This is a genomic window from Seleniivibrio woodruffii (assembly GCF_004339245.1).
In the GTDB taxonomy this organism is placed as follows: Bacteria; Chrysiogenota; Deferribacteres; order Deferribacterales; family Geovibrionaceae; genus Seleniivibrio; species Seleniivibrio woodruffii.
In genome coordinates this window covers 654,195-667,256 of record NZ_SMGG01000003.1, presented here as the reverse complement: position 1 = coordinate 667,256, position 13,062 = coordinate 654,195, and the positions used below count along the sequence as shown (strand labels likewise).

Here is a 13,062-nt window from a genome sequence, read left to right as displayed (position 1 = left end):
AATCAGAGAACCTTAACCTTGCTTATCTCGACACCCTTTTCGTCGGTAACGTGTACGGCGCATGCCAGACACGGGTCGAAAGAGTGGATCGTGCGGAGAATCTCAAGGGGTTTGTTCGGATCGGCTATGGGCGTTCCGATGAGGGACTGCTCATATGGACCGTGGATGGCTCCCTTGTCCATAGGTCCTGCGTTCCATGTTGAAGGAACCACAGCCTGATAGTTCTTTATCTTGCCGTCCTCAATGACTATCCAGTGACCGAGCGCACCTCTGGGTGCTTCATGCCAGCCATAGCCCATGGCCTGTTTCGGCCATGTTTCAGGCTCCCATTTCTCGCCCGCATGGATGCTGTAGTCTCCGGCCTTTATGTTGCTGGCCAGATCGGCTATCCATCTGTCGATGCGGTTGACAATTACCAGTGTCTCAATGGCTCTTGCGGCTGTACGGCCGAGAGTTGAGAAAAGAGCCTCGGGGCCTGCTCCCAGTTTTGAAAGCACGGAATCCACAACCGGTTTTATCTCAGCATGGCCTTTCGCATATGCCACCAGCACCCTTGCCAGAGGACCTACCTCCATGGGCACGCCGTTGTAGCGTGGAGCCTTGACAAACGAGTAGTCCTTTTCAACGTCAAGGAACTCATAAGGCGGCTTGGGGCCTGTGTAGCGTTTTTCGCTGGCACCTTCAAAGGGGTGTTTTGAATCTTTGTCAACATACCACGAGTGAGCCGTATCCTCGGCTATCTTGCTCTGGTCGACCTCCATAACGTTTGAAAGGTCGCCCGCCATGATGATACCCGCAGGCAGCCACAGGTCATAGGGATAGCCCTTGTTGGTTTCGGGATATTCGCCGTACGACATATAATTTTTATGTCCGGCACCGATCCCTGCCCAGTCCAGATAGAAGGGAGCAACCGCAAGCACGTCGGGAATATAGACCTTTTCAACAAACTCTTTGGCCAGTTTGTTGTACTCCATGATCATGGCAATGCGGTCGGCATTCAACGCATTCTGGCTGTTTGGGTCTATGGGAAGAGACATACCGCCCACAAGGAACGTCTGCGGGTGGGGGTTCTTCGAACCGAGCACAGCATGAATTTTGATTATCTCCTTCTGAAGCTCAAGAGCCTGAAGATAATGCGCCGCAGCCATAAGGTTTGCCTCCGGCGGCAGTTTATATGCGCTGTGTCCCCAGTATGCATTTGCAAAGGGGCCGAGTCTGCCTGTGTTAACAAAGGCGGTCAGCCTGTCCTTTATAGATTTAAAATAGTCCTCACTGCTGTATTTCCAGTCGGATACCGCCTGCTGCAGCTGAGCTGTCTTTGCGGGATCGGCCTGAAGAGCGGAGGTTATATCCACCCAGTCCAGCGCATGGAGGTGATAAAAATGTATCACGTGATCCTGTACGCACTGGGAGCCCATTATTATATTGCGTATCAGCTCTGCGTTAAAAGGCACATGAATATTCAGTGCATTTTCGACAGCACGAACCGATGCGATGGCGTGTACCGTGGTGCAGACACCGCAGAATCTCTGGGTGATGTACCACGCATCCCTGGGGTCTCTCCCCTGAAGGATTTTTTCGATCCCTCTGAACATCGTGCCGCTGGAAAAGGCGTTCGTTATGACGCCGTTCTCAATCTTTGCCTCGATGCGCAGGTGACCCTCAATCCTGGTGATGGGGTCTACAACTATCCTGTCAGACATTATTTACCCCCTTCGCCTTTCTTTTCGGAGTTGTCAAGGTGTTTCGCCTCGACCCTCTTTACCATGCCCTTGTTGCGTATCATGTTGACGATTCCGTGTACGAAGAATACCGCTGTCACGGCGCCGACAAGTTTGATACCGATCTTGGTGGCCTGAGACTCAACGCCGAAACCAGGAATATCCGGCAGACGTTTGTAGAAGGGAGCCATAGTGTCCATAAAGCCCGGCTCCGCACAGCCGACACAGCCGTGTCCTGCCATTACGGGCCAGCTGAGACCGTCGTTATAGCGAATGGTCGGGCAGTTGTGGAAGGTTTCGGGGCCTTTGCATCCCATCTTATAGAGGCACCAGCCTCTCTTATGGGCATCGTCTCCCCATGCGTCAACATACTGACCTGCATCGAAATGACCTCTGCGTTCGCAGTTGTCGTGTATACGCTTGCCGAATGCGAATTTGGGGCGAAGGTGTCTGTCAACGGCCGGCAGGTCGCCGAACACGAGATAATGCACCACGAGAGCCGTGATGTTATCAGCATTGCAGGGACATCCGGGCAGGTTGACGACAGGTTTTCCGCTGAACAGGTCTTTAACCCCTTTTGCACCTGTGGGGTTCGGATGTCCTGCGGGTATTCCGCCGAAAGATGCGCAGTTGCCCACCGCAATAACAGCGGCGGCATTGGCTGCGGCCTTTTTGAGATGGTTAAGTGCGGTGTCGCCCGCAACACAGCAGTAAACTCCGCTGTCTTCCGTGGGCACTGCGCCCTCGATCACCAGCAGATATTTTCCCGCATTCTTTTCCATGGCCTGATTTTTTGCCTCTTCGGCAAGATGTCCCGATGCGGCCATTACCACTTCGTTGTAGTCGAGTGATATGACATCGAGTATCAAATCTCCAATCTTCGGACGACCCGAACGCAGAATCGCTTCTGAATCACCGGAGCAGCTCTGAAACTCCATCCATATCACGGACGGACGCTTGTCTTCATTTTCCAGAGCCTCGGCAATCTGCGGAGCGAATGTCTGCGGCAGCGCAAGGGTTGCACTGATGGCCGTGCAGTATTGCAGAAAATCTCTTCTGCTGACACCGCAGGTTCGCAGGACTTCTTTCAGACTCATCACAGACCTCCTGAAACGGTATTCTATATAATAACATTATAAACTCATTCTTGTGTTTTTGCACAACAGGATTAAAATAAATTTAAACTTTTGTCTAAAACACAGGTGGAAGAATGTACGATAAATCCAAAGGCTACAGGTTTTTGTTCGGACCCGTCCCCTCAAGGCGTCTGGGGCGTTCTCTGGGCATTGATATAGTTCCGTCGAAAGTGTGCTCATTAAACTGCGTTTACTGCGAAGTCGGGAAAACAACCCAATGCGCAATAACAAGACAGCGTTTTAATAACCCAAATGAGGTAATTTCAGAGTTTTCCGAACACTATCCGCCATTTGCACAAAAGCTCGATATCGTCACCATAACAGGTTCCGGCGAACCGACCCTATGTTCAGATTTAGGTTTGCTTATCAGCGAGATTAAGAAAATAAGCAGCATCCCAGTTGGCGTACTGACAAACAGTACACTTTTTACCGACCCGCAGGTGCGTGCCGAGCTTATGGAAGCGGACGTGGTCGTTCCCAGCATCGATGCTGCAACACCGGAGGTTTTCAGAAAAATCTGCATCCCCCACCCTTCTCTTGATATATCAGCGATAAACGAAGCCTTGGTGACCTTTTCAAACGAATATAAGGGCAGGCTTCTTATAGAAATTCTGCTTTGCGAAGGTATAAACGATAATTTTGAGGAGCTGGGAAAGATTGCGGACATCATTTCCAGATGCAGATACGAAAAGGTTCAGCTGAACACCGTCCACCGCCCGCCTGCATTTTCATCCGCAAGGTCTGTGGGCAGTGCGTTCCTGCTGGAGGCGGCACTGTTTCTCTCTCAGAGAGGCATCAGTGTTGAACCCGTCAGCAACTATATAAAGGACTTCTCAGGGGGCAGCATGACAAGGGCTGAGCTTGAAAGGCTCATCACCATGCGTCCGTGCAGTGTTAAGGATATTTCGATGGTGTTCGGGGTGCCCTCTTCCGAAGTGGAGGCGATTCTGGCGCAGATCCCCGCCGAAAGACTTGAGATACGGGATATGAGCGGCGAAAATTTCTATTTTATGAAGTGACGGCAGGATTCAAGAATTATTTCAGGTGCTTGATGGGCTGTGCTCCTGAATTCAGCAAAGGGAGATACTATTTCAACCTCTTCGGCATATTCCACCCTGTCCAGCTGTTGAAGAGAGCTACAGAGCACCACTAAATCATCCTGACAAATAAGCTCTTTGCCAAGCAGCAATTCTAAGCCTTCAGGATTTTTCTCCAGATAGACCGCAAGGTCAATTATATCTCTGGCAAAGTTATCCTCTTTTCTGTAAACAATCTTTTTCGATATGATGTTTTCCGCCGATTCCACATAAACAGTGTCATTAAAAACAAGCATGGAATCATCTTTAAAAAAGTCACCTGTATTGTTTTCAGAAATCAGAATATCTATTTTAATATTACCATTGAGATAAAGCACTCTGATATGATCCGACATATCCCTGTAGGTATCTTTATTAAATAAACTCGTGTTTTCCAGCCAATGCTTCGGGCTGAGATAGCTCATCACCTGACAGTCGGTAACAAAAAGGTCTATGTCAAAACTGAGACGGTGACGGAAATAATAAACAGCGAGTGCAGTGCCGCCGCCAAATCTTATCAGAGAATTGTCCCTATTCGGCAAAAATGGGTATGCATCGGTCATGAACTGATTCAATGCCTTGATCTGCAAATCATAATTGGCTCTGATAAAATCAATATTTTCCAAGTTTTTCATTTATTCTTTTTACAGGAATTTTGTAATATGAGGCAAAGTCTTTCAGTTCTGACGAAAGAGCTTCATTCTTTATTGTTTTCAAAGCATATTTCTCAAGCTGTGTAAGTTCAGTCTTTTTATAGAAGATTTTTTTAAGCGAAATCAGAGTAAAATGTTTCTTTTTATCGCCAATGGATGCATTCACAGTAGATAAAAGCATCAGAGGTTTAGGTTTCTTCGGCGGGGCGTTTAGAATTTTCTGCACATTTTCGGAATCAAGATTTTTCAGGAGTTTTGCCAACTGATTTTTCTGATTGCCAGGCTTGTTCCACTCAAAAAAAGTGGAAGGAGAAACACCCAGCATAGATTGGATATCTTTTGTCTTCATATTACAAATTATACGATTATCGGATAATTTATCAATATAAATTTATAAGAGGGCGGGTGGTCAGCCCGCCCTGTGTTATTGTAAAGCGATGGCCTTGGCCACATTAATAATGTTCGTTTCCCAGTTTTCGGCCAGAGGGTCGATAAAGACAACCCTTGCGCCTGTCTCTTTGGCGATGGTCTCAACCTCTTTTTTCGAGAACTGAGGCTGTGCGAATATCACTTTCAGTTTCTGCTTTTTTGCAGTGTCTATAAGCTTCGCAAGCTCGGCGGGCTTCGGTGACTTTCCTTCGACCTCAACCGCTATCTGCTGAATCTTATAGCGTGCGGCGAAATATCCCCATGAGGGATGAAACACCATGAATTTTTTGTTCTTAGAAGCCTGAGTGATGCGGGCGATATCCTTATCTATGGCTTTCAGCCTGTTGGTGAAGCCGTTCAGGTTTGCGGCGTAGAAGTTTTTATTCATGGGGTCGGCCTGCGCCAGCGCATCTGCGATTACCTTTGCCTGAGATATCACAAGCACCGGATCGAGCCAGATATGCGGATCGGGCATACCGTGGTCATGGTCGTCGTGCCCATGCTCTTCGTGACCGTGATGGTGCTCTTCCATCTCAAGTTTTTTTATTCCCCTGTCGGTCTGAATTATCCTGAGATTCTTGTTAACCGATGCCAGCTTTGAGAGCCATGCCTTTTCAGCGGGGTCGCCGACAGCAAAATATATTGAAGACTGAGCCAGATCGGCCATCTGTCTGGGTCTGGGCTCGTATGAATGCTGATTTGAACCGGGAGGAACCATTACGCCCACCTGCACCTTGTCTCCGGCTATCTGCTCCACAAAGTATTTCTGAGGGGCTATGGTGACAAAGACCTTCATCTGGGCAAAGGCCGGAACAGCCGCCAGAACGGCCATCATAAAAATAATCAGTTTCCGCATGTTTCACACCATCCTTTAAGAACAAGTTCCACCGACCTGACCTCTTTCTGCCTGCCCATTTTCATGAACAGAGCGGATTCGTCAAAGCCGTATGGTTTAAGGCACTCTATCTGCCCGCAGCCCTCGCAGACGAAATGGGGATGGGGCGGATTGTGCTCGCAGGATTTTTCATAAAAGCTGAGTCCGCCGTCGGTGTGCACCGGACGCACCAGACCTTTCTCTGTAAAAAGTTTCAGTGCACGGTATACGGTTGCGAGGTCTATGCCTCTGTCCCTAACCACAGAGTGCAACTCATTTGCGGACAGCGGGCGATCAGATTCGAGTATCATTCTCAGAATCGTCTCTCTGGCTTCGGTTCTTACGGTATTTGTTGTTTTCAGCAGGCTGTCTGCTTTACATTTTTCCATAGAAAACAGAATACATCTTTGCGAATGATTTGCAAGTATTTTCATTCAGGGTATCAGAAATTCTTCGGCTGTGCCTCACCATTAATTGTTGAATAGAATGACGTAAAATACACATCACTGCCAACCCTACACAGAACCTGCCAAAGCGGCGGGTTGACTTGAGTTGGAAGACTGCCACGGGCCAAAGCCCTCGCAGTGACGCACAATCGTCACTCTGAGCGAAGCGAAGAGTCTCATTATAATAGATTCTTCGAGGAAGGCATGCGGACCGGAGCGTTGGCGCATTTTCTCCAAGGATGGATGAAAAGGCAACGAACATAATTGGCATCTCCATTGCTTCTACACATTCCAGGAGCAAAAAATGAAGAAATTATTTCCCATTATGCTTGTGTTTCTGGTGCTAAGCGGATGCGTCGCAAAGGACGTCGGAAAGTCTGTCCTTAAGTCAAATCCTGTCACAGAGCCTCTGATAGAACTGATGAAGCCCAGTTCCGGACTTCTGATGTTTGCCATTGTCCTTGAGACCAACACAAACGTGTCCTCACTGCTCTATGACAAAACCAGAGAAAAGGCGGAGGACTACGCAAGCATAGCAACGGAAAAGCTCCAGCACGGAAGATTCATATATGTTGTGCCGCCAAGAATAACCCATTCCGACGGTACATATGAGTTCAACGATACGCTTAAAAGACAGATAAAAAACTTTCTGGCGGCAGGTGACTACGGAATCCCCGTGGACACCATCGCACAGGCTGAATACATAGTGGTTTTCAACGCCAAAGAATCTTTCAACAGAAACTACGGCACAAACGCTTCTCAGGTTTCGCTCTCCGTTATGAACAAACTGGATGAGCCGGTCTTTGCGGCCAGTCTCAGAATGGAGAGTAAATCCGACAAGAACTTCTGGTATTACTCGGAAAAAACCGCAATGCCCGTCAGAACACTGACAATGAAGGGACTTGCATATCTTATGGCAAACAGCCTTCCCGAAGCACACGGCGACAAGTCGAAGCTGAGGGAAGCCACAGACAAGATTCTGGCCAAAGCCGGAATGGCAAAGGAGGGCTAAGGGGATGCTGAACGGAATCTACACGGCAACAAGCGGACTGCTGGTTCAGCAGAGGCGGATGGATGTCATATCCAACAACCTCGCAAACGCGAACACAAAAGGCTACAAGACCGACACGGCGACCTTTTCGCAGTATCTGGCGAACGCCGGGAAGCATCCGGACGACGTTATCAGAAACAGCCTTTACAACAAGACCATAAACGCCACCGCAAGGCTGGACGGAATACAGACGGATTTCTCAATGGGAAGTATGCAGGAGACGGGACGGAGCATGGACTTTGCGCTGACCAACCCAAAATCATACTTCGCAGTGGACACCCCGTTCGGCATACGTTTCACCAGAAACGGCGATTTCACGGTGGATATGGACGGCGAGCTGACTACGCAGGAGGGCTACAAGGTGCTTTCAAACCTTACTGTGCCTCAGAACGTTCAGGTGCCTCAGGGCGGAGTGCCCTTTGTGGTGTCCGAGACAGGGGACATCCTTGTGAACGGCGTTGCGGCGGGCAGACTGGCCACAGCCGAATTTGACGACATGACCAAGCTGGAGAAGGTGGGAAGCAACCTCTTCGCCGCTGTGGACATGCTTCCCGCTGAGTCCGAGAACCCCGGTATTGAGCAGGGATTTCTGGAAGGGAGCAACGTCAACCCCGTTTCGGAGATGGTGCGTATGATCGAAGCGAACAGAAGTTTCGAGACATATCAGAAAGTAGTGCAGACGATAGACGAACTTAACAGCAAAGCAGCCAATTCTGTAGGCTCGATGAGCTAAGGAGCAGATAAATGTTCAGGACACTTTGGACAGCCGCCTCCGGTATGACGGCACAGCAGACAAACATTGATACCATTTCAAACAACCTTGCGAACGTTAACAACATCGGTTTTAAAAAATCGAGAGCGTTTTTTCAGGATCTGATATATCAGGAGATAAAGCCCGCAGGAGCGATCTCCGCCGCAGGACTCACCCACCCCACAGGCATTCAGGTGGGTCTGGGTACGAAAGTTTCAGCCATTGAAAAGGTTCACTCGCAGGGCAGTTTTCAGAACACCGACGTTGACCTTGACATCGCCATTGAAGGGGACGGATATTTCCAGTTCCAGCTTCCCAACGGCGACATAGGCTACACCCGTGCGGGTTCCCTTAAGGTCGATGCAAACGGCAACCTGACCAACGAAAACGGATATCTTCTTGAGCCGGCAGTAACAATTCCTGAAAACACCACCTCAATAGCCTTCGGCGAGGACGGAACCATCAGTGTAACCACTCCCGATCAGGAGGAGGCTCAGGAGATAGGCCAGATAGAGCTTGTGCGGTTCATCAACCCCGCAGGTCTCAAGTCCATAGGAAAAAACTTCTACATACCCTCCGGAGCCAGCGGTGAAGCCGTTGCGGGAGTTCCCGGCGAGGAGAACTTCGGTACGATAGCTCAGGGCGTTCTTGAAATGTCCAACGTAAGCGTCGTTGAGGATATGGTAAACATGATCACCGCCCAGAGAGCCTATGAGATAAATTCAAAGGCTATTCAGACGGCTGACGATATGCTTCAAGTTGTCAACAGCCTTAAAAGGTAATATGATATAGCCATGAGATTTTTTGCGCTGTTCATCCTTTTGCTGTTTTTTGCCAGAGCCGAGGCCAACGTTATCATTGTGGATTCGGAATGCATCACCCTTCGGGATATCTTTCCGAACCTTCCCATAAACGATAACGTTTTCTGCGGGCTGGACTACGGACAGGAAAAGGTCATCAACAGGCAGATGGCCGTATTCATAATCAACAAATACAAGATAGCCGGAGTCTCCCCCGGCGAGGCAACTTTCCGCAGAAAGGGTGCGGAGGTCAACACCGACAGGTTCAAAGAGGACATCAAAAATCAGCTGACGATTATGTATCCCGACATGGACGTTGAAGTTGAGGAGATACGCATGACCCGCCCGTTCTATGTGGCCGACAGCATGCAGTATAAAATTGACATTCCCGCCAACAGGTTCGGCAACGTCTCCATAGGCGTTGACAACGGCGTGCGCAAATACAGCTTCAGTGTTCTGCTGAAAGCCTACAAAGAGATATACGTCGCCTCCGGACTCATCAGAAAGGGCGAGGACGTGGCATCAAAATCAACCCTTATGCGCATGGACATGGGCAAGGTTCACGGGGATCCGGTCATGAAGCTTAAAGGCTACATTGCAACCATGAACATACCCGCAGGCCGCCCCATCACATCCGGCGTGATAGAGAAAGAACCCGACGCTCTTAAGGATTCCAACGTCACAATAGTCTATAAATCCGGAAATCTGGAGATAGTAGCTCAGGGCAGACTTATCGAGGATGCCTTCGAGGGAAAAATAGTCCGGGTGGAAAACATCTCCAGCGGCAAAATTATCCGCGGTGAATACGCCTCAGGCCGAAAAGTCATTGTAAATTCAAGATAACGCTTGACTGTCAACCCCTGCACATTCTCTTCATAATCTGGCACGCATTTTGTTATTACTGCTTTGACATTAATTTCCGGAGCAGAAAAATGATAAAAAATGCCCTTCTGATGCTGGTTCTTACAGCCCTCCTGACAGCAGGATGCGCCAAAAAACCCACATTCGAAAACGATGCTCTTGCCAACAGCTATAAAAAAGAGCTGGAAGACTATAAACGCATGCAGGAATCCAAAAGACCCACAGCCTCCCTGTGGACCGACACTGCATCACAGAGCAGTCTGTTTCTGGACTACAAGGGCAGACACATAGGCGACATCATAACGGTGAACATCGTGGAAAGCTCTTCTGCCACAAACTCAAACTCAACATCCACAGCTAAGTCACAGGCGGCATCGTCCACCCTGACAAACCTGATGGGTCTTTCCGCAAACCTCGGCGTAACCAACCTGCTGGGAACCGGAAACGCACTCAATCTGGACAACAGCCTCAACTCATCCAACACATTTCAGGGTAACGGAGCAAAATCCAAAACCGACAGGGTTACAGGAACCATCGCCGCAAGAGTGCTTGAGGTTCTTCCCTCCGGCAACCTTGTTATAGAGGGACACAGAGAGATAATCGTGGACAACGAGAAACAGACGATAACTCTGAGCGGAATCGTCCGCCAGAAAGACATAGCAGCCGACAACACAGTTGAATCCATCGCCATTGCCGATGCCAAGATAGCCTACAGCGGCTCGGGCATGCTTTCCGACGCAAACAAGCCCGGCTGGCTGATGACTCTTGTCAACTGGATAATGCCTTTCTAAGGGGGACATGATGAGGACAGTATTTTTAACACTTTTAATCGCAATATTCGCACAGAGCGCATTCGCACTGGTGAAAATAAGAGATATCTCAAACGTTGAAGGAATAAGAGACAACCAGCTCATAGGCTACGGTCTTGTGGTCGGTCTCAACGGAACAGGCGACAAAAGCGGAACCGAGTTCACCGTACAGTCGCTGGTAAACATGATGGAGCGGATGGGAATAACCGTGGACAAGAACGCCGTTAAGGTTAAGAACGTTGCGGCGGTAATGGTAACGGCGAAACTCCAGCCCTTCTCAAAGTCCGGCAGCAAGATGGACGTTATAGTCTCATCTGTGGGCGATGCAAAAAGCCTTGAGGGCGGAACGCTCCTTATGACCCCCCTTTCGGCGGCAAACGGTCAGGTTTTCGCAGTTGCGCAGGGACCGGTTTCCGTGGGCGGAATGAACGTTGCGGCATCCGGAGCGGGAACGGTTAAAAACCACCCCACAGTGGGCATGATACCCAACGGAGCCATCATCGAGCGTGAGATCCCCTTCAATATGGATGAAACCAACATCGTGCTCAACTTCAAAAACAACAACCTCTCCGACATGGTGAAGGCAAAGGATGCCATCAACAGAAGAGTGGGCGCAAACGTTGCGAAGATATCCTCACCCTCAACCATCGAAGTGGTTGTGCCCAGAGCACAGTCAGCCAACTACTATGTATATATGGACAACGTCCTTTCAGCGGAAATTGAACCCACGAACCTTGCCAGAGTGGTTGTTGACGAGAGAACGGGAACCATCGTAATGGGTGCGGACGTGCGCATAAACACAGTTGCCGTATCGCACGGCAACCTGACGATAAACATCAGCTCCACTGTTGAGGTTCAGAAAGATCAGAACTTCATAGGTCAGCAGGGGCAGAACAATCAGGCTCAGCAGCAGCAACAGCAGATAACAGTGACCGAAGAGGACGCAAAACTGATGATAGTCCCCGAGGGCGTTGCCATAAGCGACCTTGTCAAGGCTCTCAACTCAATAGGAGTGACCCCCAGAGACCTGATATCCATCCTTCAGGCAATAAAGTCAGCCGGAGCACTCCACGGCGAACTGCAGGTGATGTAATGAACACGGAAGTAATCGACAGCTCCATAAACTACACCAAAGACAAGACACAGAAGCTGAAAAAAGCCTGTGAGGATTTTGAAGCTCTGTTCGTGTCGAAAATGTTCGAAACAATGCGCAAGTCCGAAATAGAGGGCGGACTGGTGGAAAAGAATCAGGGGGAAGAGGTCTTCACCTCAATGCTTGATTCCGAGATAGCACAGCTTTCCGTAAAGGGCGGCGGCATGGGTCTCGGAAAGATGATGTTTGAGTCCCTCAGCAAATATCTCGATAACGACAAAGGAAATAATTTCCCCGCACAGGAAAAAACAGCCCCGACAGGGAGCGATATATTGAAATTAAGGCAGGAATTAAGTGGCACGGATGTTGCTTCTGATATAGCAGTCAGACAGTAACCCCTGACTATGAGTGCAGGAAACGGGAAACAGATTTTTTTACTGGAATAACCGGATCAAAACTGCTAAAGTTTTTAGAGGGAAGTCCGATTAGAGACTAGTACCGGAGGCTCAAAATGAGAATAGACGACAAAATGAGATTCGACCTGAACAAGGCGAACGAGGCTACAGCAAAAAAGAAAACAGCTTCTTCCTCATACGAGTCCGTCTCTGCGTCCGGCACAGACTCTGTCAGCTTCTCCGACAGCGCCAGACTCCTCTCGAGTGTCAAAAACGGCGTTAAATCTTCGCCCGATGTCAGAACCGATCTCGTGGCCGACCTGAAAAACAGAATCGAAAACGGAACATATAATGTTTCCGGACGTCAGGTTGCCGAGAAGATAGTTCAGAACTCGATAGAAGATCTCTTCTAAAAACTCAGGCAAATAATCCCGTTTAAGTTCCCTGCATCTCATTGCTGCCGAAACATTCGGAGGATGAGATGGAAAACATCAAAGCACTGCTTGAAATAATGGACTCTCAGAAAAAACTCTACAATGAGATGCTGTCCGTTCTTCAGGAAGAAAAAGAAGCCGCAATCAGATGGGACTCCGCCCGCACAAACGAGCTGGCGAAGACCAAGGACACCCTTACCTATAAGGAAAAGTTCATCAATGAGGCTTTTGTCAACTGTATCAAAAAGATAGAAAAAGAGCACGGCCTTGAGGGTCTGCGTGTTGAGATTATCGCGCGTGAACTGGCCGGGGAACACTCAACGGAGCTGATGGCAGTCCGCAACGAGCTGGTGTCCCTCACCAAAAAAGTGAACGATGCGAACACCTCGCTGAAGATTCTCTTTAAGACCAACATGACAATGATCGAAGGACTGTTCCAGAAACTGGGCGTTGCCGGAAGAAACACCTACGGCATCAGCAAACAGTTCAACACGGGAAAAACTTCCACCATCTGTCAGACAGGCTAAGTCGCC

The 13,062-nt window shown here is 49.1% G+C and carries 16 protein-coding genes; 10 read left to right on the top strand and 6 right to left on the bottom strand.

The features are described 5' to 3' along the window. Positions 1-2: 2 nt before the first annotated feature. Entirely contained in the window at positions 3-1,703 is a 1,701-nt protein-coding gene (locus C8D98_RS03105; protein WP_132871941.1) for a nickel-dependent hydrogenase large subunit, read from the bottom strand. Further along, a complete protein-coding gene (locus C8D98_RS03100) occupies positions 1,703-2,818 on the bottom strand; it encodes a hydrogenase small subunit (RefSeq protein WP_132871939.1) in 1,116 nt (371 codons plus the stop codon). The genes C8D98_RS03105 and C8D98_RS03100 overlap by 1 nt, the downstream gene beginning before the upstream one ends. Positions 2,819-2,931: 113 nt before the next feature. On the opposite strand from C8D98_RS03100, the gene C8D98_RS03095 reads away from it, so the two are divergent. Next, entirely contained in the window at positions 2,932-3,876 is a 945-nt protein-coding gene (locus C8D98_RS03095) for a radical SAM protein (RefSeq protein ID WP_132871937.1), read from the top strand. On the opposite strand, the gene C8D98_RS03090 is transcribed toward C8D98_RS03095, so the two are convergent. The 4 genes from C8D98_RS03090 to C8D98_RS03075 form a co-directional block, all read right to left on the bottom strand. Beyond that, the gene (locus C8D98_RS03090; RefSeq protein WP_132871936.1) at positions 3,861-4,568 is read right to left on the bottom strand and encodes a nucleotidyl transferase AbiEii/AbiGii toxin family protein; all 708 of its coding nucleotides are present in this window, start codon (positions 4,566-4,568) and stop codon (positions 3,861-3,863) included. The two genes, C8D98_RS03095 and C8D98_RS03090, sit on opposite strands and share 16 nt — an antisense overlap. Next, positions 4,546-4,935 (bottom strand): hypothetical protein, encoded by a 390-nt coding sequence (locus C8D98_RS03085; RefSeq protein ID WP_132871934.1) that lies wholly within the window; start codon positions 4,933-4,935, stop codon positions 4,546-4,548. The genes C8D98_RS03090 and C8D98_RS03085 overlap by 23 nt, the downstream gene beginning before the upstream one ends. Positions 4,936-5,010: 75 nt before the next feature. Next, entirely contained in the window at positions 5,011-5,871 is an 861-nt protein-coding gene (locus C8D98_RS03080) for a metal ABC transporter solute-binding protein, Zn/Mn family (protein WP_132871932.1), read from the bottom strand. Next, entirely contained in the window at positions 5,859-6,278 is a 420-nt protein-coding gene (locus C8D98_RS03075) for a Fur family transcriptional regulator (RefSeq protein WP_165871169.1), read from the bottom strand. The genes C8D98_RS03080 and C8D98_RS03075 overlap by 13 nt, the downstream gene beginning before the upstream one ends. A gap of 361 nt (positions 6,279-6,639) precedes the next feature. Between C8D98_RS03075 and C8D98_RS03070 the strand changes: the two genes are divergently transcribed. The 9 genes from C8D98_RS03070 (at position 6,640) to flgN (ending at position 13,056) form a co-directional block, all read left to right on the top strand. After that, entirely contained in the window at positions 6,640-7,347 is a 708-nt protein-coding gene (locus C8D98_RS03070) for a hypothetical protein (protein WP_132871928.1), read from the top strand. 4 nt (positions 7,348-7,351) lie between these two features. Further along, positions 7,352-8,119: a flagellar basal-body rod protein FlgF gene (gene flgF / locus C8D98_RS03065; RefSeq protein WP_132871926.1), complete on the top strand. Its 768-nt coding sequence runs from the start codon at positions 7,352-7,354 to the stop codon at positions 8,117-8,119. Positions 8,120-8,130: 11 nt separating this feature from the next. Beyond that, a complete protein-coding gene (gene flgG / locus C8D98_RS03060) occupies positions 8,131-8,919 on the top strand; it encodes a flagellar basal-body rod protein FlgG (protein WP_132871924.1) in 789 nt (262 codons plus the stop codon). Positions 8,920-8,931: 12 nt separating this feature from the next. Next, on the top strand, positions 8,932-9,780 hold the full coding sequence (gene flgA, locus C8D98_RS03055; RefSeq protein ID WP_132871922.1) for a flagellar basal body P-ring formation chaperone FlgA: 849 nt from the start codon (positions 8,932-8,934) through the stop codon (positions 9,778-9,780). An 89-nt stretch (positions 9,781-9,869) separates the two neighbouring features. Next, positions 9,870-10,589, top strand: coding sequence for a flagellar basal body L-ring protein FlgH (locus C8D98_RS03050; RefSeq protein WP_132871920.1), 720 nt, complete (start codon positions 9,870-9,872; stop codon positions 10,587-10,589). Positions 10,590-10,599: 10 nt separating this feature from the next. Further along, a complete protein-coding gene (locus C8D98_RS03045; protein WP_243640902.1) occupies positions 10,600-11,700 on the top strand; it encodes a flagellar basal body P-ring protein FlgI in 1,101 nt (366 codons plus the stop codon). Continuing rightward, a complete protein-coding gene (locus tag C8D98_RS03040) occupies positions 11,700-12,095 on the top strand; it encodes a rod-binding protein (protein WP_132871916.1) in 396 nt (131 codons plus the stop codon). Before C8D98_RS03045 ends, C8D98_RS03040 begins: the two co-directional genes overlap by 1 nt. Before the next feature lie 116 nt (positions 12,096-12,211). Continuing rightward, positions 12,212-12,508, top strand: coding sequence for a flagellar biosynthesis anti-sigma factor FlgM (gene flgM / locus C8D98_RS03035; protein WP_132871914.1), 297 nt, complete (start codon positions 12,212-12,214; stop codon positions 12,506-12,508). Between the two features lie 68 nt (positions 12,509-12,576). Next, the gene (gene flgN, locus C8D98_RS03030; RefSeq protein ID WP_132871912.1) at positions 12,577-13,056 is read left to right on the top strand and encodes a flagellar export chaperone FlgN; all 480 of its coding nucleotides are present in this window, start codon (positions 12,577-12,579) and stop codon (positions 13,054-13,056) included. Positions 13,057-13,062 lie beyond the last annotated feature (6 nt).